This window comes from Tardiphaga sp. 768_D3_N2_1, assembly GCF_052076105.1.
Classification (GTDB): domain Bacteria; phylum Pseudomonadota; class Alphaproteobacteria; order Rhizobiales; family Xanthobacteraceae; genus Tardiphaga.
In genome coordinates, this window is sequence record NZ_CP197245.1 from 4719882 (window position 1) to 4741052 (window position 21171).

Below are 21171 nucleotides of genomic sequence, written 5' to 3' on the forward strand. Positions count from 1 at the left end.
CGGCATGTGACAGGCGATCAGATCGCCGACGCGACCTTTTCGAGCCCGATCATGCGTGCCAGTGCACGGACTTCGCGCTTCTGATCCTCACGCAACTGAAACAGCAACGGCATCGCAGCGGATTTGAGCTGCTGCACCTCGTCGCTGTCGGGATCGATCGGCGGAGCACCGGCTGAAGGACTGGCCTGTCTGGTCTCATGGATTCTGCGCGCCACGTTGCGCAGCGCCGCTTCGACGCCGGGCCAGTAGGATTCCTGCGATGCGGTCAGATTGAGCCGCGTCTTGATCGCCGAAATCTGCGCATCGCTGAGCAGCGTATAGGTCTTCTGCACCGGCTTGGCGGCAGCCTTGGGCTTGGCGGTCGGCTGCGGCACCACGATCGGCGCAAGCACCGTCGAACCGGGCACTTCGATCGGACTGTCGGATGCGAAGGCCTGACGCAACGGACTGCCGTCAACGCTCGGGACCTGCTGCGGATCGAGCGACGCCATCATGGCGCCGGCCAATGGCAGTTTGTCCTTCTTGCCTTGCGTATTGGAAACCGGTCCGCGCGACACGGCGACCGAATTTTGCGCGGCGCTCTCGCCATAGGACGGCGACGGGACGCTATCGCGACCGAGGATGCTCGCAACGGCCACGCCGGTCAGCAACAGGCAGCCCAGCACAAGAAGGGTCAGCGCACGCGTCAAGCCAGTCTCCGAAATTCAGGACCACCACAGGTACCTGTCGTCACAAATGGAGATTAATTATGGCCTAACCATACCGCAACGGTGCCATAATACTTAACGGCGACGCTCAGGCGGCGTTGGCGAGAACGTAGGCTTCCTGGATGTCGCTCACGATATCGGAGGCTTCCCACAGCGCATCCGGGGCGACCGACTGCATGCTGATGGTCCAGTTCGCGCCCTTTCCGGCGCGAGGCGTACTGACGATGTCGAATTGCACATCGCGACACAGTGGATGACGGCCGAAAGCTGCGGCCACGCGTGCCTTGATCTCCTCGATCGTGGCCGGCGTCTTCGCGAAATAGGCTTCGATATCCATGATGGCCCCTGAATCGGTTGATTCCCGATCAGGGCATTGTTGGTTCCACAGGATTTAATGAATGGTTAATTTCACTGCGCCGCCGGCAGATTGATACCGCAGCTGCGGCGAGGGTCAGCCCAGCAATTGATCGAGCCGATCCCGGAGCTGGTCCTGATGATACGGCTTGGCAAGCCGCGGCAGATCGAGCTGAGCGCCTTCGGGCAGATCCGCATAGCCGGTGGCGAGCAGGATCGGCAACGACGGCCGCATTTCGCGCGAATAAGCCGCAAGCTCGATGCCCGTCATGCCGGGCATCACATGATCCGTCATCATCAGATCGAGCGGCTCGTCGCTCTTCAGAATCTCCAGCGCATGTCGCCCCGAACTCGCCGGGATGACGCGATGGCCGAGATCCTCCAGCATCTCCGTTGTCGACATCGCGATCAGGGGATCGTCATCGACAAACAGAATTACGGCAGAGCGCGCGGCATGGCGCAGGACATGGGCCGTATCGGCCACCTCTGGCTTCCTGTCGGTGACCGGCAGCACGAGGGTCGCCGTCGTTCCCTTGCCGACGACACTCGAAAGATCGAGTGTACCGCCGAGCTGTACGGCCAGACCGTGCACCATGGACAGTCCCAGACCTGTCCCCTTGCCGACGGGCTTGGTCGAGAAGAACGGCTCGATCGCCTTCTTCAACGTCTCCGGCGACATGCCGGCGCCATTGTCGATGATCGACACCTTGAGATAGTCGCCGGGCTTCAGAACCGGGTCGCCTCTGACGACCCGATGCTTCTTCACTTTGATATCGATGGAGCCGCCATCCTGCATGGCGTCGCGCGCATTGATCGCGAGATTGAGGATGGCGAGTTCGAGCTGATTGGGATCAATCTGCGCCCGCGGCAGATTGTCGGGAATATCGAGACGCAGCGCAACGCGCGGCCCGAGCGAACGCTCGAGCAAATCGCTCATGCCACGGACGAGCGCACCGAGATCGACGGCCACGGCTTTCAGATCCTGCTGCCGCGCAAAGGCCAGCAGCCGCTGCGTCAGCGAGGCGCCGCGTTCGGCGCCCTGGATCGCGCCATCGACCAGTCGTTTCAGGCGCGGATCGTCGGGCATGCGCTTGCGCAGCAGATCGAGATTGCCCATCACCGCCATCAGCAGATTGTTGAAGTCATGCGCGACGCCGCCAGTGAGCTGGCCGATGGTCTCCATCTTCTGTGCCTGACGCAGTTGGTCCTGCGCTTTCTCGCGCGCCGCGACTTCCTTCATCAGGTCATTGGTGCGTTCCTCGACGCGCTGTTCGAGCGTCGCCGTGAGTTCGGCGAGCGCCGACCGCTCCGCCGTCAACTGATCCAGCAAATTGTCGCGATCGATATCGGAAGACTTGCGCGCCGTGATATCGACGGAGACGCCCACCAGCGTTTTCGGCTTGCCGTCAGGCCCACGGACGATGCGCGCACGCGTCTCGACCCAATGCACCGAGCCGTTCGGCCAGATGTTGCGGTATTCGACATTGTAATCCGCGCCGGTCATCAGCGTCGCATCGAGCGCCTGCTGGCGTTGCTCGCGATCATCAGGATGAACCGCGGCCTGCAACTCGCTGAACGTGAATGACTGATCCGGCCGGCGGCCGAAGCATGCCTTGGTCGTATCCGAGACCTCAAGCCGCAGTTCGGGCAGGTGCAATTCGAGCGTGCCGAGCCGCCCCGCATCGAGCGCCGTCTGCAGCAGCCCCTGACTGTCGCCAAGATCCTCGAGAATGGCACGCGTCTGATATTGACGCCGGCGCGCACGAACGGCCGAACCCACGATCGAAATCAGGGTTGTCGGGTGAAACGGGCGCTCGATGAAGGTCACATTGCCGAGTAATTGCCCGAGCCTTGCCGCATCCGGATTGCGCTCCGGTCCGCCGCCCTGACGCGTCAGCAGCACGATGGGAAAATCGGACCATGACGGCTGGTCGTGCAGCCAATTGCCGAGACCGCGCAGATCGACAGTCTTGATCGCCTCGTCGGCAATCACAGCCACGCCGGCGCCGCCTTTGATCTCTTCGAACAGCGACTGGAAGTCCGCACAAGGCTGCGCATAGAAGCCGGCTTCGCGGATCAGTGCCGCGGCAACAGCGGCATCGCGTCCTGTCGGCGCAAGGACAACGGCGCGCTCGGATGAACGCCCCGGCCTCACTCCGATTGTCCGTCGAGAAGCTGGCGCTCGCCGGCATAAACCGGTACGCCGCGCAACACGCCCTGAAACTCGTTCAAGGGCGCGCCGATCGTGAGCCCTCTCTGGTCGATCCTGTATTCCCGAATCGTCGCTTCATGCACACCGGTTCGCTTCTTGATGACGGAAATGGCGCGACGGACACTCCCGAGCGCCTCGAAGTAGCGGAGCAAAATCACGGTGTCGGCCAGATAGGTCACATCCACCGGCGCTTTCATATCGCCAACCAGACCATGTTGAGCGACAGTCATGAACGTCGCCGCACCTCGCCGATTCAGATATTGCAGCAACTCGTGCATGTGCAGGATCAGCGAATTCTCTTCCGGCATCGCCGCCTGATAGCCGTTCAGACTGTCGATCACGACGATCTTGATGTCCTGTTCATCGACCTGCCGGCGCACCCGATGCGCGAATTCGCCGGGCGACAGTTCGGCCGCGTCGACCTGCTCGACAAACAGGTTGCCGGCCTCCTGCATCGCGCCCAGATCGATCCCGAGTTTCGTCATGCGGTCGAACAGCAGTCCTAGCTCCTCGTCGAACACGAACATCGCGGCCTTCTCACCGCGCTTGATCGCCGCAACGACATTGGTGATGGCGACGAGAGACTTGCCGGTGCCGGCGGGGCCGAGGATGAGCGTGCTCGATCCGGTTTCGATGCCGCCGCCCAGCAAGCCGTCGAACTCGGCACTTCCCGTCGATTTGGTGCTGCGCTTCAGGCTGCCGCGGAATTCCGACGCCACCAGACGCGGAAAGACATTCACTCCGCCCGTCGTGATGGTGGAGTCGTGATAACCGCCACGAAATTTGACGCCACGATATTTGATGATGCGCACCCGGCGACGTTCGGCGCCATAGGACGGAGCGAGTTCTTCCAGCCGCAGCACGCCATGGGCAACACTATGGACCGTCTTGTCGGCGACTTCCGCTGTGAGGTCATCGAGCAACATCACCGTGGTGCCAAACTTGGCGAAGTAATGCTTGATGGCCAGGATCTGGCGGCGATAGCGCAGCGAGCTCTGCGCCAGCAACCGGATTTCTGAAAGGCTATCGAGTACGACGCGACTCGGCTGGAAGCGCTCAACGGCCTCGAATATCTGCTTGGTGGTTTCGCCGAGTTCGAGATCGGACGAATACAAGAGGCTCTGCTGCTGGTCTTCATCGAGCAGACTCTCGGGCGGCAGCAACTCGTAGACTGCGATGCGATCGCCGAGCTCCCAACCATGAGAGGCCGCACCCTGGCGCAACTCCTGCTCGGTTTCCGACAGTGTAATGTAGAGGCTCTTCTCGCCGGCGCGCGCACCTTCGAGCAAAAACTGCAAAGCAACCGTCGTCTTGCCGGTGCCGGGCGCACCCTCGACGAGAAAAACATGTCCTCGGGAAAAACCACCCGAGAGGATAGCGTCCAACCCCCAGATGCCGGTTCTAGCCTTTTCGTTTTGCACGTGCGTCGAACCCATACCAACCCCTGACGCCAAATAACACGCGCAGTATCAAGTAGTTCCGAGCTAGTGCTAAAAAGTTATCGATCGGCGCAGGGCGGTCAGCGCTTCTCGATCACCAGGCTCTGCACGGCCCGGCCGAAATAACCGTTGATATCGGCGAGCTTCGACGCAGCAAGACCGGCGCCGTCCGGCCCGATCCAGCTCTCCCCATCCAGCAGGATCCAGTCGCCCACCGGCGGACGCGACAGGCTCACCGTGAGGTCGGCATTGAGGAAGGTCCAGTCGTTGAAACTCAGCACCGGCGACGAGCCGTTGCTGAAGTCGGCCGCGATGACGGCACGCATCACCTGCGATAGGCCGGCGCCTTCGACGATCGGCCGATTGGCGCGATACCAGATCGCGCCCGGACCGAGCGACAGGAAGCCGCCGCGCACGGCGCGAACGCTCATGCCGCTGACGAAGGGACTGCTGGCGTAACGTGGCTCCAGCAAACCGCCCTGATCCGGCGGCGGCACCGTGACCGGCGGATCGACAATCTCCGGCGGCAGCGGCTGCGCCTCCGCCCTGATCTTCAGCACCGTCGCACGCACCACGACGGTGCCATTCGCCATCAGCCTGACGCCAACGAGCTGGATCTTGCGACCCTCGCGCAGCACTTCCGTCTCGAAAGTGAGCGGCGCCACCGGCACCGGCCGCAACAGGTCGATGGTAACCCGCGTCACATGCATCGGGCCTGCAGTGGGCATCTGTTCGGCAAGCCACGTCACCAGCGCCGACGGTGCGGAGCCATGCTGCATGGTCTCGTTCCATGGGCCCGCAGCATGCGGACTGGTGACGACATGATTGCCGTCCACGCGATAGATGGCGTCCATCAGATCAGCCTTCTCATGCAGGATCAGAGCGGCGGATCGATCGCTTCGTCATATTCCTTCTTGAAGCGCGCAACGAGCTCGGCCACCGGCACGACCTTCGACACGCTGCCGATGCCCTGGCCGCTGCCCCAGATTTCCTTCCAGGCCTTCGGCTTGGCACGCTCGCCACTCGCGTCGGTGCCGAAATTCATCTTGGTCGGATCGGACTCCGGCAGATTGTCCGGATCCATGCCGGCGGCAACGATGGACGGCTTCAGATAGTTGCCGTGAACGCCGGTGAAGAGATTCGAATAGACGATGTCTTCCGAAGCGGAGGCCGCGATCATGTCCTTGTAGCCCGGCACCGCATTGGCTTCGGTGGTGGCGATGAAGGCCGAACCGATATAGGCGAAGTCGGCCCCGAGGATACGCGCGGCGCGAATGGCGCGGCCGTTTGCGATGGCGCCCGACAGCGCGATCGGGCCGTCGAACCACTGCCGGGTCTCGGCGACGAATGCGAGCGGCGAGATCTCGCCGGCATGGCCGCCGGCGCCTGCCGCAACGAGGATCAGGCCGTCAGCACCCTTCTCGATCGCCTTGTGCGCGAAACGCTGATTGATGACGTCATGAAACACGATGCCACCCCAGGCATGGGCCGCCTGGTTGAGTTCTTCACGCGCGCCAAGCGAGGTGATCATCATCGGCACTTTATGCTTTTCGCAAAGCGCCAGGTCCTGCTCGAGCCGGTTGTTGGACTTGTGCACGATCTGGTTGACCGCGAAGGGCGCGGAGAGGCGATCCGGATGCGCCTTGTCATGTGCGGCGAGTTCTTCCTTGATCCGGTGCAGCCATTCGTCGAGCAGCGCCGCCGGACGCGCATTCAGCGCGGGAAACGAGCCGACGATACCGGCCTTGCACTGCGCGATCACGAGATCCGGCACCGAAATGATGAACAGCGGCGAACCGATCACGGGCAGCGACAGGCGGTTCTTGAACAAAGCCGGCATCGACATGGAAAATTCCTCGACTTCTTTTCTTGATTTGTGCGCGATCGAACGCGCCCGCCCCCGGTCGATCCGGGAGGCCGCCGGACGATGCCAGAAGCCGAGGGCGGATGGCAATTGCGCTGCGGGAGAAAAAAGCCGGGCCGAACGGCGTTGGTTCAGGACGCGGAATAATGGGACATCACATGACCCGGGCGATGTCCCGTTATCGGGATGGCTGCGCAATGACAGCCATCCACCTCATCAAGCCGGGTCTGACATCGTCACGCGATTTTTGACGCTGGGGCGTTCCTGCATCCGCGCATACCAGGCCTGAAGCGCCGCGCACTCCGCAGGTACTTCGAGCTTCACGAGGCCGGCGAAGATCAAACCGCCAATCACTGTGATATCGGCCATCGAGAAAAACTCGCCGGCAATAAACGGCTGCTTTTTCAGCACCCCGTCGAAGTACGCCATTCCCCTCAGCGCCTTATCGCGCTGGCGGAAGCCCCATTCGGCATTTTGATAGATCTCGACATGGGGCCCGAGCCCCGGTGTCGCGTGATGAAAATAGACACTAATGGCGTCGAGCAGCTCCAGCTCGGCACGCTTGCTCATCATGTGGATCAAGCCTTTCTCGCGCGGCGTGCCGCCGGTAAGCGAGGGGGAGCCGTCAAGTCCATCGAGATATTCGGTGATGGCCGTGCACTCGGCAATGAAAGTGCCGTCGTCGAGTTCGAGCACAGGCAGCGTGCCTGAATAGTTCTTGGCGAGGAATTCAGGCTTCTTGTGCTCGCCTTTCGTGAGATCGACCGACACGAAATTGATACGCGATCGGAGGTTCTTCTCGGCCACAGCGATCCGGACGCGCGCCGGGTAAGGCCCGGTGCTCCAATCGTGGATCGTCATCATCGGCAGCTCTGTTGCGTCGCCATTGGGGATCTGAGTGCTCATTGTCTTGTCCTACCTATCAGTTGGTAGGCCGCACTTACGGCTTTGATTTATTGCCGTCAACGCCTATCTATCACTTGGTAGGCTGCAAACACGGGGTTGTGAGACCGGGATATGAGTTCGAATTCCAGAGAAGCCATCCTGGCGGCAGCGAAACTGACGGCGCAGGCCCATGGCTATAGCGGCCTGAATTTTCGTGATCTTGCGGCCGATGTGGGCATCAAGGCCGCGAGCATCTACCACCACTTCCCGAGCAAGGCCGATCTCGGCGCCGCGGTTGCCAGGCGCTATTGGGAGGACTCGGCCGCCTATCTGGAGATACTGCTGGCCGAGTCCAAGGACCCGGCCGCCTGCCTCCGCCAATATCCCGGCACGTTTCGCAAGGCGCTGGAGAGCGGCAATCGCATGTGCCTGTGCAGCTTCATGGCCGCCGAATATGACGACCTGCCGGAGCCGGTGAAGAAAGAGATCCAGACCTTCACCGATATCAATGTGGCATGGCTGAGCAAGGTTCTCGTCGCTGTGACCGCCGCGAGCCCCGAGAAGAGCGAACCGCGTGCGCGCGCCATCTTCGCCGCCATTACCGGCGCGCAGCTGATGGCAAGAAGCCGCGCGGATGTCTCGCTCTACGACACGCTTATCGAGAGCTATCGCGCGGCGGGACTGCTGCCGGCATAGATCTACTGGCAGAGCGCCTGGGTGACGTAATTTTCCGTCTTGCAGTCACCCGGCTCCGGCGCGCGGCCGGGGATCATGGCCTTGGGCGAGCAGCTTTGCGCTGCATCGGTGTCGAGGCTCTTGCCGTCCTTGAAGCCCTTGCTCTGACACAGTCTGTCCGAGGCCGCCTTGCAGTCCGGCGCGCCGTTGGCCGCGATCGGGCAAGCGACCCGCCCCTTCACCACCGTGTTCAGCTTGGTCAGGCTGTCTGTACCGAGCGACGGCATCGCGGGCAGTGATGGCAGCAGCGAGGTGGAATTCTTGAACAGCTTCCCGATCTCGTTGAACAGGCCGGGATTCTCGGGCGCTGGCGGCGGTGATGGCGGTGGCGCCTGTTGAGCCATGGGAGCCGGCGCAAAAGCCGCGGCAGGCGGAGGTGCCGCCGAGGGAGCCGGGACAACCTGAATCGTGATCGATTTCTGCGGCGCCGGTTGCTGCTGCATGGCCTGCGACCAGGCACAGACGGTGGCTGCGCCGACGGCCAGTGCCGCGGTCGCAGCGACGACGCAGTTGCGGGTTACCGGAGCCAACAGACGAGTCAAATCGAACATGATGTGGAACGTATCCCGGCACCTGCGCCGGGGGAAGCACCCTGATCTAGAACAGCCGGAACGCGATGATGAAGCCGAGTACGACCACGCCTACCGCGAGCCCAACCCACAGGCCAAGCCGCTTCTCGATGGTCTCGCGGATCCACACGCCATAGCGGTTCATGAGGACCGCAACCACATAGAAGCGCGCGCCGCGGGCGACGAACGAGAGCGCGATGAACATCCAGATATTATAGTTGGCGAAGCCCGACGTGATGGTGACGAGCTTGTAGGGAATCGGCGTCAGTCCCTTCAGCAGGATGATCCATGCGCCATATTCGGCATAGCCGGCGCGGAATGCCTCGACCTTGTCGCCATAGCCGTAGAAATGAATGACCCACTGGCCGACGCTGTCATAGAGCAAGTGGCCGATCAGATAACCGACCACGCCGCCCGCGACCGATGTGATGGTGCAGATGCCTGCATAGAGCCAGGCCTTCTGTGGCCGGGCCAGCGCCATCGGAATCAGCATCACATCCGGCGGCACCGGAAAGAACGAACTTTCCGCGAAGGACACGATGCCCAGAATCCAGAGGGCGTAGGGCTTGTGGGCGGCGTCGATACACCAGTCATACATTCGTCTGAGCATGGTCCGCGATGAACCATCCTGAGGCCGATTTGTCCATGCTTGATTGGTGACGGCCAGATAACAAGGAACCGATGACCGGCTCAGATCACCTTGCGGATACGATCTTCCAGCGCGGCAATTGGTCGCCGACCATCAGCGGAAGCACGCGACTTAGCGCCCTTTGATATCGACTTGGGCGACTTCGGCAATTTCTCGGCGATACCCATCATTCGCTCGCGCCGGCTCATCTCAGCCCAGACCTGCTCAGGACGCACACCAGCGGCCGCCCACAGCACAGTCAAATTGTAGAGAAGATCGGCGCTCTCACGGATCACAGCGTCCGGCTTGCGATTGACCGCGTCGATGACGACCTCGATCGCCTCCTCGGCCAGCTTCTTCGCCATCTTTTCCGGCCCCTGCTGATAAAGCCGGGCCGTTCGCGAGACCGACGGATCGAGATCCTTGGCCGCGATCACCGCCTGATAAAGCCGGTCGAGCGAATCACTCATGGAACTACACTATCTCAAAGCTGTGGCCAGCGTGTTAACGGCCGGCCCTCAAGTGTCTGCAACAACGTCAAAACGCCGGCCGCGAACGCGACCGGCGTTTGATAGTTAAGTGACGGTTGCATGACGGAACGAGTTGTGACCGATCGCGAACTACCAGGTCATGCGACGCGAATTATCGTAACCATGACCACCGCCGTAGCCGCGATACGGTCCACCATAATAGCCGCCGCCGTCATAATAGGCAGGACCACCACCGTAATAGACCGGACCGCCGCCATAGTAACCGTAGCTGTCGTAATAGTCGCGACGGCTCTGCGTGGCAGCGATCGCGCCAATGGTGCCGACGATGGCGCCAAAGGCCGCGAGGCCCGCGGCATTTCCGCCACCGCGATAATAGCGGCGGCGCGCGCTGCTGAAATCGGTGGCGTCGCTGGTGCCATGCGTGGCGACAGCCTGGCTCGTGCTCTTGGCGACAGGCGCCGCGATTGCTCCGGTCGGCGCAATTGCCGAGATGGTCATGGCCGCAACACTCGCCACGATGGCGGCGCGGCCAGTCGACTTAAACAATCCATTTCGTACGAACATCTCAATGTCCTCCGTGGTCGTCTGGCCCTGCGGGCCTCTAGATAGCCAACCACTTCGGACAGTATGAGTTCCTCAACCCCAACGGCAGCTGAACGATCGGTGTCCAAATCGGGGCAGTCATCTCCCGTTCAGCCTTTTACGGTTAGAAACGACGCGCAAGATGTCGCACCTTACTGCCATCAATCGAACATGCCGGCGGGGTAACTGCCGGCCCAGTCGTTAAGTATCTTGATGCCCAGAACCGCGACCCACATTTCCCGGCGGCATGTCCTCCTCTCGCTGAGTGCGCTGGGGTCGGTGGCTCTTTGCGCATCATCGGTACAAGCCTCCGCCGACGACAAGACGCCTAGTGACAAGGCAGCTGACGACAAAACCCCGGCCAATATCCAGTTTGCGCTCGAGCGCGCGATCGATGCGATTGCCGCCCCGTTCGTGCTGGCCGAGACCCGCGGCCTGTACCGGGCCGAGAACGTGAATGTGACGACCACCGTGGCCGCGGGATCGAAGGAGACCATCGCGCGGGTCGCCTCAGGCGCCAGCGACATGGCGCTGGCCGATCTCAATGCGTTGATCCGCTATCGCGGCGATCCCGATGCAGCGGCGGTGAAAGCCGTCTTCGTGCTACTTAACGCAGCCCCCTATGCCATTGTCGCCCGCAAGAGCCGCGGCGTGATCTCGCTCGGCAGTCTTGAAGGAAAAGTGCTTGGGGTCGCTGACCGCGATCTCGCGATCCGGCTGTGGCCGGCGCTGGCCAAGCGCAACAACATCAAGCTTGCAGCCGTGAAGCAGGAGAGGATCAGCGCTGCGGTGCGCGAACCGATGCTCTCGGCCGGTCAGGTCGATGCGATCACCGGCTTCTCCTATCTCTCGGCGGTCAACCTGCGCGACCGCGGCGTCCCCGCCGATGACCTCGCGGTGTTTCGTTTCGCCGAGTTCGGTTCCGCCGCCTATGGCCTCGCCCTGATCGTCAATCCGAAATTCGCTGCCACCAGACCCGAGGCCGTGAAGGCGTTCATCCGCGCCGTCACCGCCGGGACGCAGTTGACCATCAAGGACCCGGCCAGGGCGATCAACGACGTCATGACCCAGATGGAGAACGGGTCGCGCGAGCTTGAACTGACGCGGCTGCACACTGCCATTACCGACAATATCCTGACCGACGATGTCCGCCGCGACGGGCTGGGCGGCATGGACGCCGCACGTTTTGAAGCATCGCTTGACGAGATTGCCGAAGATTTTACCTTCAAGAAGCGCCCCACGGCCGCGAACATCTTCGACGACAGCTTCCTGCCGGGCACGGTCGGCCGCAAAATCAACTGAAGAAGTTCAACTGAACAACTTTTCCCGAAGCTGTATTCGGCTGCCGTCCCCGCTTAGACTATGCGCAATCGGTTATCCCGTTCGCGCTGCGCTGAGTGACCTCCCATGATCCGTCTTTACACCCGTGTGCTGGAGCTGCTCGGCAAGGAGAGGCGCCTCGGCTGGTTTCTTGCGGGCGCGAACCTGCTGCTCGCCGGCGCGCAATTCGCCGAACCGGTGCTGTTCGGCCGGATCATCGACGTGCTGTCGAACAATCTCTCGACGGCCGCGATGCAGACGGATGGCACGTCGCCCTGGCCACTGCTCGCGGCCTGGGTCGCGTTCGGCCTGTTCACGATCGTCTGCGGCACAGTGGTCGCGCTGCATGCGGATCGCCTCGCGCATCGCCAGCGCCAGGCGGTGCTGACCGATTACTTCGAACACATCATGCAATTGCCGCTGACCTTCCACACCGGTACGCATTCCGGCCGCCTGATGAAAGTGATGCTGGCCGGCACCGATGCCCTCTGGCGCGTCTGGCTCGGCTTCTTCCGCGAGCACTTCGCCGCCATCGTCTCGCTGTTCGTACTGCTGCCGCTGTCGGTCTATCTGAACTGGCGGCTTGCCATCCTGCTCGTGATCCTGTGCGTCGTCTTCACGGTGCTGACCACGATGGTCGTGCGCAAGACCTCGGGCATGCAAAGCGATGTCGAGGAACATTACGGCGATCTGTCCGCGCGCGCCTCCGATGCGCTGGGGAATGTCGCGCTGGTGCAGAGCTTCACGCGCATCGATGCCGAGGTGCAGGGCCTGCGCGGCGTCTCCAGTCAGTTGCTCGAAAAGCAGATGCCGGTGCTGTCGTGGTGGGCACTGGTCTCGGTGATGACGCGCACCTCCACCACCATCACGGTGCTGGCGATCTTCACCGTCGGCATCGCGCTGCATCAGCAGGGTCTCACCACCGTGGGTGAGATTGTGATGTTCGTCAGTTTTGCGACGATGCTGATCCAGAAGCTCGAACAGGTGGTCGCCTTCATCAACACCATCTTCATGGAAGCGCCGCGGCTGCGCGATTTCATGAACGTACTCGACGCGGTGCCCACCGTGCGCGACCGCATCGACGCCATGGATCCCGGCCGGCTGCAGGGCATGGTCGAGTTCAACGACGTGTCGTTCTCCTATGACGGCAAGCGGCCCGCGATCCAGGATCTGTCCTTCACGGCCCTGCCCGGCCAGACCATCGCCCTCGTCGGTTCCACCGGCGCGGGCAAATCCACCGCTATCGCACTGCTGCACCGGGCCTTCGATCCGCAATCCGGCATCATCTCGATCGACGGTATGGATATCCGTGCGCTCACGCTGTCGGGCCTGCGCCGGAACATCGGCGTCGTGTTCCAGGAGGCGCTGCTGTTCAACCGCTCCATCGCCGACAACCTGCGCGTCGGCAAACCGGACGCGACGGATGAAGAGTTGCGTATCGCCGCCGCCCGCGCCCAGGCGCTCGATTTCATCGAGCGCAGCGATAACGGTTTCAACACCAATGCCGGCGAACGTGGCCGCATGCTGTCCGGCGGCGAGCGGCAACGGCTGTCGATCGCCCGTGCACTGCTGAAAGACCCGCCGATCCTGATCCTCGACGAGGCCACCAGCGCGCTCGATGCCGTGACCGAGGCCAAGCTCAACGTCGCTCTCGATGAAGTGATGAAGGGCCGCACCACTTTTGTGATCGCGCACCGGCTGTCCACCATCCGCAATGCCACGCGTATCCTTGTATTTGAGAACGGCCGCGTGATCGAAGCGGGAACTTTCGATGAACTCGTGATGCAGGGCGGCTATTTCGCCAATCTTGCCGCCGCCCAGTTCATGGTTCAGGAGGACGCCCGCGCCAGCATGGCCCTGCCGGACGCCGCCCAGCCGCTGTGATGTCGTTCGCGAGGTAAAGCCTTTGCGAGCGGCCGAAATTTGGCCCCTTTCATCACCGATTTAACCGGCTCGCCACTGTTCTGATGCTCTCGGCCGGTATAGGTTTGCTGCGGTCACCGCGTGACGGCCAAACCGACATGAGAGTCCCGAACCTCAAATCCAAGAATTGCTGCGCGCGGTGTCACGGCACTGCAGGCGGGCCGCAAAGGACCGGAATCGGATAGTGCAATTTCACTTCGCATCGCGCCGCCTGCTATCACTCAACTGGTTCGTTCTCGCCGCGGCACTTGTGCTCGGCGTGGCCGCGCCACGCACGGCCAGCGCTGAAGCACTCCTGCTCGTCGAAGTCGATACCGGCAAGGTGTTGCAGGCCGAGAACGCGACCTATCCGTGGTATCCCGCCTCCGTCACCAAGCTGATGACGACCTATGTCACGCTGCAGGCGGTGAAGCAGGGACGCATCAGTCTCGACACGCTGGTCACGGTGTCGCCGATCGCCGCGGCACAGTCGCCCTCGAAGATGGGCTTCAAGGCCGGCACGCAGGTCACCATCGACAACGCGCTGAAGATGATGATGGTGAAGTCGGCCAATGACATGGCCGTCGTGCTCGCCGAAGGCGTCGGCGGCTCTGTCGACGGTTTCTCGGCGATGATGAATGCCACCGCGCAGAAGCTCGGCATGACGCAGACCAACTACGTCAATCCGAACGGCCTGCCGGCCGATGGTCAGGTCACCTCGGCGCGCGATCTTGCGATCCTCGCCCGCGCGATCATTCACGACCTGCCGGAATACGAATATTTCGTCCACATTCCCGCGATCAAATTCGGCCGCCGCATCACGCCGAACTTCAACAAGCTGATCGGCCGCTATCCCGGCGCCGACGGCATGAAGACCGGTTTCATCTGCGCCTCCGGCTACAATCTCGTCGCCACCGCCACCCGCGGCAACAAGCGGCTGATCGCCGTGGTGCTCGGCGCCTCCTCAGGCCAGGCCCGCGCCGTCAAGGCGGCGCAACTCCTGGAGCGCGGCTTCAACACCGGCGCCGGCGGCCTGACCTGGCTGCGTCCGGCCCTCGGCACCGTGGACGCCCTCGCGCCGATCGATGCCGCGCCCCCGAACCTGCGCGACGACATGTGCGGACCGAAGCGCAAGCGCCCGGCCAGCGATGCCGATGACGAAGTCGTCGCCAGTAACGAAGCCGGCAGCCAGGCGATGTCGTTCTTCACCGCCGGCCTGCAGCCGCCAACGCTGCGCCCGGTCGACATGATCGCCGCAGCCGCCGCGCCGGTCGAACCGGTGATCGTCTATACCGGCCCGAAGAAAGTGGGCGCCGACCTGATTGCCGCCAATGCGGTGGAAGAAGCCCGGCAGACGCCGAAGCCCAAGGGCAAGAAGGGCACCAAGACCGCCGCCAAGAAGCCTGACGCCGCAGCCGACACCAAGGACGCCAAACCCGCAGCAACCGCCGAAGCGAAGCCAGCCGCCAAACCCGCCGCCTCCAAACAGGCCGCAGTCAAGCCGGATGCCGCCGCGCCAAAACCTGCAGCGGCAGCCGCGCCTGCAACGGCGAAACCCGCAGCAGCCAAACCTGCAGCCGGCAAGCCTGCCACGGCAGCCGCCGCTCCGGCCACAACGCCGGCCAAGCCGAAGGCAGCGGCGAAACCCGCACCGAAGGCTACCACTGGCGAAGCCAAGCCGGCTGCGGCAGCTCCGCGCAGTTAGACCTTCGTCGACAAAGCTCAACTATCATCGTTAACGCGGCCGGTTTCCGGCGGCGTCATGTTGCGCCGCGCCTTGCTATCAAGGGCAGCTTTGCTCAATACTTCCCTGAAATAATCAAATCGAGGGGGAAGTGTCATGGAGCGTATCTGGCTCAAACAATATCCGGCAGGCGTGCCAGCCGACATCGATGTCAGTCTGTATCCGTCGCTGGTCGATCTGCTCGAAGAGAGCTTTGCCAAGTTCCGCGATCGCAAAGCCTTCATCTGCATGGACAAGTCGATCACCTATCGTGAGCTCGACGAAATGTCCGCCTCGCTCGGCGCCTATCTGCAGAGCAAGGGCCTCGCCAAGGGTGCCCGCGTCGCGCTGATGATGCCGAATGTGCTGCAATATCCGATCGCCACCTCTGCGGTGCTGCGCGCCGGCTATGCCGTGGTCAACGTCAACCCGCTCTACACCCCGCGCGAACTCGAGCATCAGCTCAAGGATTCCGGCGCCGAAGCCATCATCGTGCTGGAGAACTTCGCCTCCACGGTGCAGCAGGTGATCGCCAAGACCAATGTGAAACATGTGATCCTTGGCAGCATGGGCGACATGCTCGGCTTCAAGGGCGTGATCGTCAATCTCGTGGTCCGCCGCGTGAAGAAGATGGTGCCGGCTTACGAATTGCCGGGCGCCGTCTGGTTCAACGATGCAGTCTCCGCCGGCCGCAGCATGAAGCTGAAGAAGCCGGTGCTCGGACCCGACGACGTCGCCTTCCTGCAATATACCGGCGGCACCACCGGCGTTTCCAAGGGCGCGACGCTGCGCCATCGCAACATCCTGGCCAATGTGCTGCAGAACGATGCCTGGCTGCAGCCGGCGCTGCGCAAGCCGCCGCATGTGGACCAGCTGTTCATCGTCTGCGCACTGCCGCTGTACCATATCTTCGCGCTGACGGCCTGCTTCCTGCTGGCCGTGCGCGCCGGCGGCGTCAACCTCCTGATCCCGAATCCGCGTGATATGCCGGGCTTCGTGAAGGAGCTGATGAAGTATCAGGTCAACAGCTTCCCGGCGGTCAACACGCTCTATAACGGATTGCTGAATACGCCGGGCTTCGACCAGGTGGACTTCTCCAAGCTGAAGATTTCCAACGGCGGCGGCATGGCGGTGCAGAAGGCTGTGGCCGAGAAGTGGCTGAAGGTGACCGGCTGCTTCGTCGCCGAAGGCTACGGCCTCTCCGAAACCTCGCCGACGCTGACCTGCAACCCCGCCGATGTCGATCAGTTCAACGGCTCCATCGGCGTGCCCGTGCCATCGACTTACATCTCGATCCGCGATGACGACGGCAACGAAGTCCCGCTCGGCCAGGCCGGCGAGATTTGCGCCAAGGGTCCGCAGATCATGTCGGGCTACTGGAACCGGCCGGACGAGACCGCCAAGGTGATGACCGCGGACGGTTTCTTCCGCACCGGCGACATCGGCATCATGACCCCCGACGGCTTCACCAAGATCGTGGATCGCAAGAAGGACATGGTGCTGGTCTCGGGCTTCAACGTCTATCCGAACGAGGTCGAGGACGTCATCGCCAGCCATCCCGGCGTGCTGGAATGCGCCGTGATCGGCGTGCCTGATCCGAAGACCACCGAGGCGGTGAAGGCCTTCGTCGTCAAGAAGGACCCGAACGTCACCGCCGAGGACATCATCAAGTTCTGCGGCACCCAGCTCACCAATTACAAGGTGCCGAAACAGATCGAATTCCGCACTGCTTTGCCGAAGACCAATGTCGGCAAGATCCTGCGCCGCGAGCTCCGCGACGAGAAGAAGCAGGCCTCAGCGGCCTGACACACTGCTATAGGGTGGGCCGCTTTCGCATGGCCCACCCTATGGATTTCAATATGACTGCAACGACTCCCGCCGACATCATCGCCTTCTGGGCAGACGCCGGCTGGGAGCGCTGGTACGCCAAGAACGACGATTTCGACGCCGAGATCACCCGTCGCTTCCGGGCGCTGTGGGACGAGGCTGTCACGGGCGGGCTCGCGTCGTGGGAGACCAGCGACGAGGGCACCCTCGCCCTGATCCTCGTGCTCGACCAGTTTCCCCGCAACATGTTCCGCAACGACGCGCGTGCCTTTTCCAGCGATCGCCTCGCCCGCGACCTCACGGTGAGGGCGGTCGAGCGCGGTGTCGATCAGCGGGTCGACCAGCAGATGCAGCAATTCGTCTATATGCCGCTGATGCATTCGGAAGACCTCGCCGATCAGGAGCACTGCTGCGCGCTGTTTCGCGCCACCGGCGAGAGCGACAATCTGAAATATGCCGACGAGCACGCCGATATCATCCGGCGCTTCGGCCGTTTCCCGCACCGTAACCGGGTGCTGGGGCGCAGCACCACGGCGGAGGAGCAGGCCTTTCTCGATGCCGGCGGCTTCGGCGGGTGACATCGTCGTGATACGCGCGGCAGGCCAAGCTTTGCGCAGCGCGTAATATTGCCCGCGTCATGCAGCCGGTCTAAACACACTCACCCTTACTTTCAGGAGAGACCGACGATGACCATTCAAGTTGGCGACAAGCTGCCCGAGTCCAAGCTCCGTGTCATGACCTCCGAGGGTCCGGCCGTGAAGACCACCGACGACATCTTCAAGGGCAAAAAGGTGGCGCTGTTCGCCGTCCCCGGCGCCTATACCGGCACCTGCCACAAGATGCATCTGCCGAGCATCTTCCTCAACGCCTATGCCATCAAGGACAAGGGCGTCGACACCATCGCGATCATTTCCGTCAACGACGCCTTCGTGATGAACGCCTGGAAGAAAGACACCGACCTGCGCGACGAAGCGACCTTCCTGGCCGACGGCAATGCCGACTTCACCAAGGCCATCGGCATGGAGCTCGACGCATCCGGCAACGGCCTCGGCATCCGCTCGAAGCGCTATTCGATGCTGGTGGAAGACGGCAAGGTGACCAAGCTCAACCTTGAGCCGGCACCCGGCAAGGTCGAAGTCTCCGGCGGCGACACGCTGCTGGGCCAGCTCTGAGCTGAGATCTTCGATTACAGAACCACGAACTCCGTCATGGCCGGGCTTGTCCCGGCCATCCACGTCTTCGCCTCAGGCCAAGACGTGGATACCCGGCATTCGCCGGGCATGACGACAGAGTTGGATGCGCAGTCAGCGCAAAATGCCGCCCGCTCCTACCGGCCCCGGTTCTCCGCCAGACCATCCCGCGACAGCTGATCCGCGCGTTCGTTCTCCGCGTGACCGGCATGGCCCTTGACCCAGTGCCAGCGTACGTCATGGGTCTTCAGCGCGGCGTCGAGCCGCTGCCACAGGTCGACATTCTTCACCGGCTTCTTGTCGGCGGTCTTCCAGCCGTTTTTCTTCCAGCCGTGAATCCAGCTCATGATGCCATTGCGTAAGTACTGGCTGTCGGTGTGCAGATCGACGGAGCACGGCTTCTTCAGCGCCTCCAGCGCGGAGATCGCCGCCATCAGCTCCATGCGATTATTGGTGGTGTGCGCCTCGCCGCCCTTCAATTCCTTCTCGGCATCGCCGAACCGAAGGATCGCGCCCCAGCCGCCGGGGCCGGGATTCCCGGAGCAGGCGCCGTCCGTATAGATCGTCACAGGCGTCGATGTCGTCACGCGGGCAGTCTCATGCGGCAAGTCTTATGCGGGGAGTTTGGGAGCTTCGACGCCGTAATCCGCCATGGATGCCACCGACTGGTGGAAGCGCAGGATGCGGACATAGTCCAGCGGGTTCTTCGGCTTCACGAAGGCGCCTTCCGGCACGTTGAGAAAATCCACCAGACGCGTGAGCAGGAAGCGGATGGCAGCGCCACGCGCCAGCAGCGGAAATGCCTTCTGCTCGGCTTCGGTGAGCTGCCGCACACTGTTATAGGCGTTGAAGAATGCGCGGGCCTTGGTGGCGTTGAAGGAATAGTCCTGCTCGAAGCACCAGGCATTCAGGCAGATCGCCACGTCATAGGCCAGCAGGTCATTGCAGGCGAACGGAAAGTCGATCAGGCCCGAAAGCTTGTCGCCAAGGAAGAAGACATTGTCCGGAAACAGATCCGCATGGATGACGCCGACCGGCAGATCGCCCGGCCAGCGCGCGGTGAGATAATCCAGCTCGGTCTGCAGAAAGTTGAACAAGCCGTGCTGCACGGTGTCCGCGCGCGGCCCCGCCGCCTCGAGCAGCGTGTGCCAGCCATCCACCGAGAGCGGGTTCCTGCGCACCAGGGGGAAATCGCGCCCAGCGACATGCATCTTCGCCAGCGCCTCGCCGACACCGGCGCAATGCATCACATTGGGACGGCGCGGCCACATGCCTTCGAGGAAGTTGATGATCGCCGCCGGCCGGCCGGCGAGCGTGCTGTAGACCTCGCCATCGCGATTCTTCTGCGGCTGCGGGCAATTCACACCGCGCGCGCAGAGATGCGCCATCAGGCCCAGAAAATATGGCAGATCGTCCGCCGCCACGCGCTTCTCATAGAGCGTGAGGATATACGCGCCCTTGGAGGTGTGGAGCAGGAAGTTGGAATTCTCGACGCCTTCGGCGATGCCCTTGTAGGAGAGCAATTCGCCGACATCGTAGCTTTTCAGAAAGTCCGCGAGATCATCGGCAGCGACGTCGGTGTAAACCGCCATCGCACTTATGCCGCGTCAGGGCGCAACGAACGCGGCAGCGGGAAGAACTCGTTCTCCTCAGCGGCCGACACGGTCTCGACATGCAGCGTGTAGCGCTGCGCGAACGCGTCCATGATCTCTTCGACGATCACTTCCGGCGCCGATGCGCCTGCGGTGATGCCAAGGCTGGAGATGCCGTCGAACATGGACCAGTCGAGATCGCTGGCGCGCTGCGCCAGCACCGACACCTTGCAGCCTTCGCGCTCGGCCACTTCACGCAGCCGCTGCGAATTCGATGAGTTCGGCGCGCCGACCACGATCAGCGCATCGACCACCGGCGCCACCTTCTTCACCGCGAGCTGGCGGTTGGTGGTGGCGTAGCAGATGTCTTCCTTGTGCGGTCCGTTGATGGTCGGGAAGCGCTCCTTGAGCACGGCGACAATCTCCGCCGTGTCATCGATCGACAGCGTCGTCTGGGTCACGAAAGCGAGGTTGTCCGGATCCTTCGGCTGGAAGGTCTGCGCATCCTCGGCCGTCTCGATCAGCTGGACGGCGCCCGGCGGCAGCTGGCCGACCGTGCCGACCACTTCCGGATGATGGGAATGCCCGATCAGCAGGATTTCGCGGCCACGCTTGAAGTGGATCGCCGCCTCGCGGTGAACCTTGGTCACCAGCGGGCAGGTCGCGTCCAGGGAGAAGAAATTGCGCTGGCGCGCATCTTCCGGAACCGACTTCGGCACGCCGTGGGCGGAAAATACGACCGGTGCGGAGGTATTATCTGGAATCTCGGCCAGTTCCTCGACGAAGATCGCGCCCTTGGTCTTCAGGCTGTCCACCACATATTTGTTATGGACGATTTCGTGCCGGACATAGACCGGCGCGCCATGGATGGCGAGTGCGCGTTCGACCGTATCGATCGCCCGGACGACGCCTGCGCAGAAGCCACGCGGCGAGCAAAGCACGAGTTTAAGGGGCGGTTTGGTCGTCATATCGGGCGATCCAGGGGCCTTGGAGCAGGTTCAGCAACCGGAACCGCGGATGCGAGCGCTCAATTTAATGGAGAAATCAGCCAAAGGGCTTGTTTGCATAAGGACTTGGGGCCGGTTTGCGGCGGTGTCAAGGCCGAACTGTCGGGCATTGCGTGGTTGCCCTCGGACAGATTATATAGAGGC

General features: G+C 62.5%; 21 protein-coding genes. 7 read left to right on the forward strand and 14 right to left on the reverse strand.

Going from position 1 to position 21171, the window contains the following annotated elements; all coding sequences use genetic code 11:
- Positions 1-17: 17 nt before the first annotated feature.
- The 7 genes from AB8A27_RS22135 to AB8A27_RS22165 form a co-directional block, all read right to left on the reverse strand.
- Complete coding sequence (locus AB8A27_RS22135) at positions 18-689, reverse strand: hypothetical protein (RefSeq protein ID WP_441243761.1); 672 nt, start codon at positions 687-689, stop codon at positions 18-20.
- A gap of 106 nt (positions 690-795) precedes the next feature.
- A complete protein-coding gene (locus tag AB8A27_RS22140; protein ID WP_092150332.1) occupies positions 796-1044 on the reverse strand; it encodes a hypothetical protein in 249 nt (82 codons plus the stop codon).
- 114 nt (positions 1045-1158) lie between these two features.
- A complete protein-coding gene (locus tag AB8A27_RS22145) occupies positions 1159-3216 on the reverse strand; it encodes an ATP-binding protein (RefSeq protein ID WP_441243762.1) in 2058 nt (685 codons plus the stop codon).
- A complete protein-coding gene (locus tag AB8A27_RS22150) occupies positions 3213-4709 on the reverse strand; it encodes an ATPase domain-containing protein (protein WP_441243763.1) in 1497 nt (498 codons plus the stop codon). Before AB8A27_RS22150 ends, AB8A27_RS22145 begins: the two co-directional genes overlap by 4 nt.
- 83 nt (positions 4710-4792) lie before the next feature.
- Entirely contained in the window at positions 4793-5566 is a 774-nt protein-coding gene (locus AB8A27_RS22155; protein WP_441243764.1) for a thioesterase family protein, read from the reverse strand.
- A 23-nt stretch (positions 5567-5589) separates the two neighbouring features.
- Entirely contained in the window at positions 5590-6558 is a 969-nt protein-coding gene (locus AB8A27_RS22160; protein WP_092150320.1) for an NAD(P)H-dependent flavin oxidoreductase, read from the reverse strand.
- A gap of 234 nt (positions 6559-6792) precedes the next feature.
- Positions 6793-7437: a glutathione S-transferase gene (locus tag AB8A27_RS22165; RefSeq protein ID WP_441244986.1), complete on the reverse strand. Its 645-nt coding sequence runs from the start codon at positions 7435-7437 to the stop codon at positions 6793-6795.
- A gap of 156 nt (positions 7438-7593) precedes the next feature.
- On the opposite strand from AB8A27_RS22165, the gene AB8A27_RS22170 reads away from it, so the two are divergent.
- Positions 7594-8157: a TetR/AcrR family transcriptional regulator gene (locus AB8A27_RS22170; RefSeq protein ID WP_441243765.1), complete on the forward strand. Its 564-nt coding sequence runs from the start codon at positions 7594-7596 to the stop codon at positions 8155-8157.
- 2 nt (positions 8158-8159) lie between these two features.
- Here AB8A27_RS22170 and AB8A27_RS22175 read toward each other — a convergent pair whose 3' ends face one another.
- From AB8A27_RS22175 to AB8A27_RS22190, 4 genes are all read right to left on the reverse strand, one after another.
- Positions 8160-8747 (reverse strand): hypothetical protein, encoded by a 588-nt coding sequence (locus AB8A27_RS22175; RefSeq protein WP_441243766.1) that lies wholly within the window; start codon positions 8745-8747, stop codon positions 8160-8162.
- Between the two features lie 46 nt (positions 8748-8793).
- A complete protein-coding gene (locus tag AB8A27_RS22180) occupies positions 8794-9375 on the reverse strand; it encodes a YqaA family protein (protein WP_441243767.1) in 582 nt (193 codons plus the stop codon).
- Between the two features lie 80 nt (positions 9376-9455).
- Positions 9456-9863: a phosphoribosyl-ATP diphosphatase gene (gene hisE, locus AB8A27_RS22185; protein WP_441243768.1), complete on the reverse strand. Its 408-nt coding sequence runs from the start codon at positions 9861-9863 to the stop codon at positions 9456-9458.
- A 150-nt stretch (positions 9864-10013) separates the two neighbouring features.
- Positions 10014-10448: a hypothetical protein gene (locus AB8A27_RS22190; RefSeq protein WP_441243769.1), complete on the reverse strand. Its 435-nt coding sequence runs from the start codon at positions 10446-10448 to the stop codon at positions 10014-10016.
- A gap of 231 nt (positions 10449-10679) precedes the next feature.
- Between AB8A27_RS22190 and AB8A27_RS22195 the strand changes: the two genes are divergently transcribed.
- The 6 genes from AB8A27_RS22195 (at position 10680) to AB8A27_RS22220 (ending at position 18410) form a co-directional block, all read left to right on the forward strand.
- Positions 10680-11768 (forward strand): ABC transporter substrate-binding protein, encoded by a 1089-nt coding sequence (locus AB8A27_RS22195; protein WP_441243770.1) that lies wholly within the window; start codon positions 10680-10682, stop codon positions 11766-11768.
- A 105-nt stretch (positions 11769-11873) separates the two neighbouring features.
- The gene (locus AB8A27_RS22200) at positions 11874-13670 is read left to right on the forward strand and encodes a glucan ABC transporter ATP-binding protein/ permease (protein ID WP_441243771.1); all 1797 of its coding nucleotides are present in this window, start codon (positions 11874-11876) and stop codon (positions 13668-13670) included.
- Positions 13671-13893: 223 nt separating this feature from the next.
- A complete protein-coding gene (locus AB8A27_RS22205; RefSeq protein ID WP_441243772.1) occupies positions 13894-15393 on the forward strand; it encodes a D-alanyl-D-alanine carboxypeptidase family protein in 1500 nt (499 codons plus the stop codon).
- A gap of 135 nt (positions 15394-15528) precedes the next feature.
- Positions 15529-17217, forward strand: coding sequence for a long-chain fatty acid--CoA ligase (locus AB8A27_RS22210; protein WP_441243773.1), 1689 nt, complete (start codon positions 15529-15531; stop codon positions 17215-17217).
- 53 nt (positions 17218-17270) lie between these two features.
- A complete protein-coding gene (locus AB8A27_RS22215; RefSeq protein ID WP_441243774.1) occupies positions 17271-17816 on the forward strand; it encodes a DUF924 family protein in 546 nt (181 codons plus the stop codon).
- 108 nt (positions 17817-17924) lie between these two features.
- Positions 17925-18410: a peroxiredoxin gene (locus AB8A27_RS22220; RefSeq protein ID WP_441243775.1), complete on the forward strand. Its 486-nt coding sequence runs from the start codon at positions 17925-17927 to the stop codon at positions 18408-18410.
- 155 nt (positions 18411-18565) lie between these two features.
- Here AB8A27_RS22220 and rnhA read toward each other — a convergent pair whose 3' ends face one another.
- From rnhA to ispH, 3 genes are read right to left on the reverse strand one after another with little or no spacing between them, the layout of a single operon-like run.
- Positions 18566-19015, reverse strand: coding sequence for a ribonuclease HI (gene rnhA, locus AB8A27_RS22225; RefSeq protein ID WP_092150290.1), 450 nt, complete (start codon positions 19013-19015; stop codon positions 18566-18568).
- 24 nt (positions 19016-19039) lie between these two features.
- Positions 19040-20020 (reverse strand): homoserine kinase, encoded by a 981-nt coding sequence (locus tag AB8A27_RS22230; protein ID WP_441243776.1) that lies wholly within the window; start codon positions 20018-20020, stop codon positions 19040-19042.
- 5 nt (positions 20021-20025) lie between these two features.
- Positions 20026-20988, reverse strand: a complete 963-nt coding sequence (gene ispH, locus AB8A27_RS22235) for a 4-hydroxy-3-methylbut-2-enyl diphosphate reductase (protein WP_441243777.1) — start codon at positions 20986-20988, stop codon at positions 20026-20028.
- Between the last annotated feature and the right edge of the window lie 183 nt (positions 20989-21171).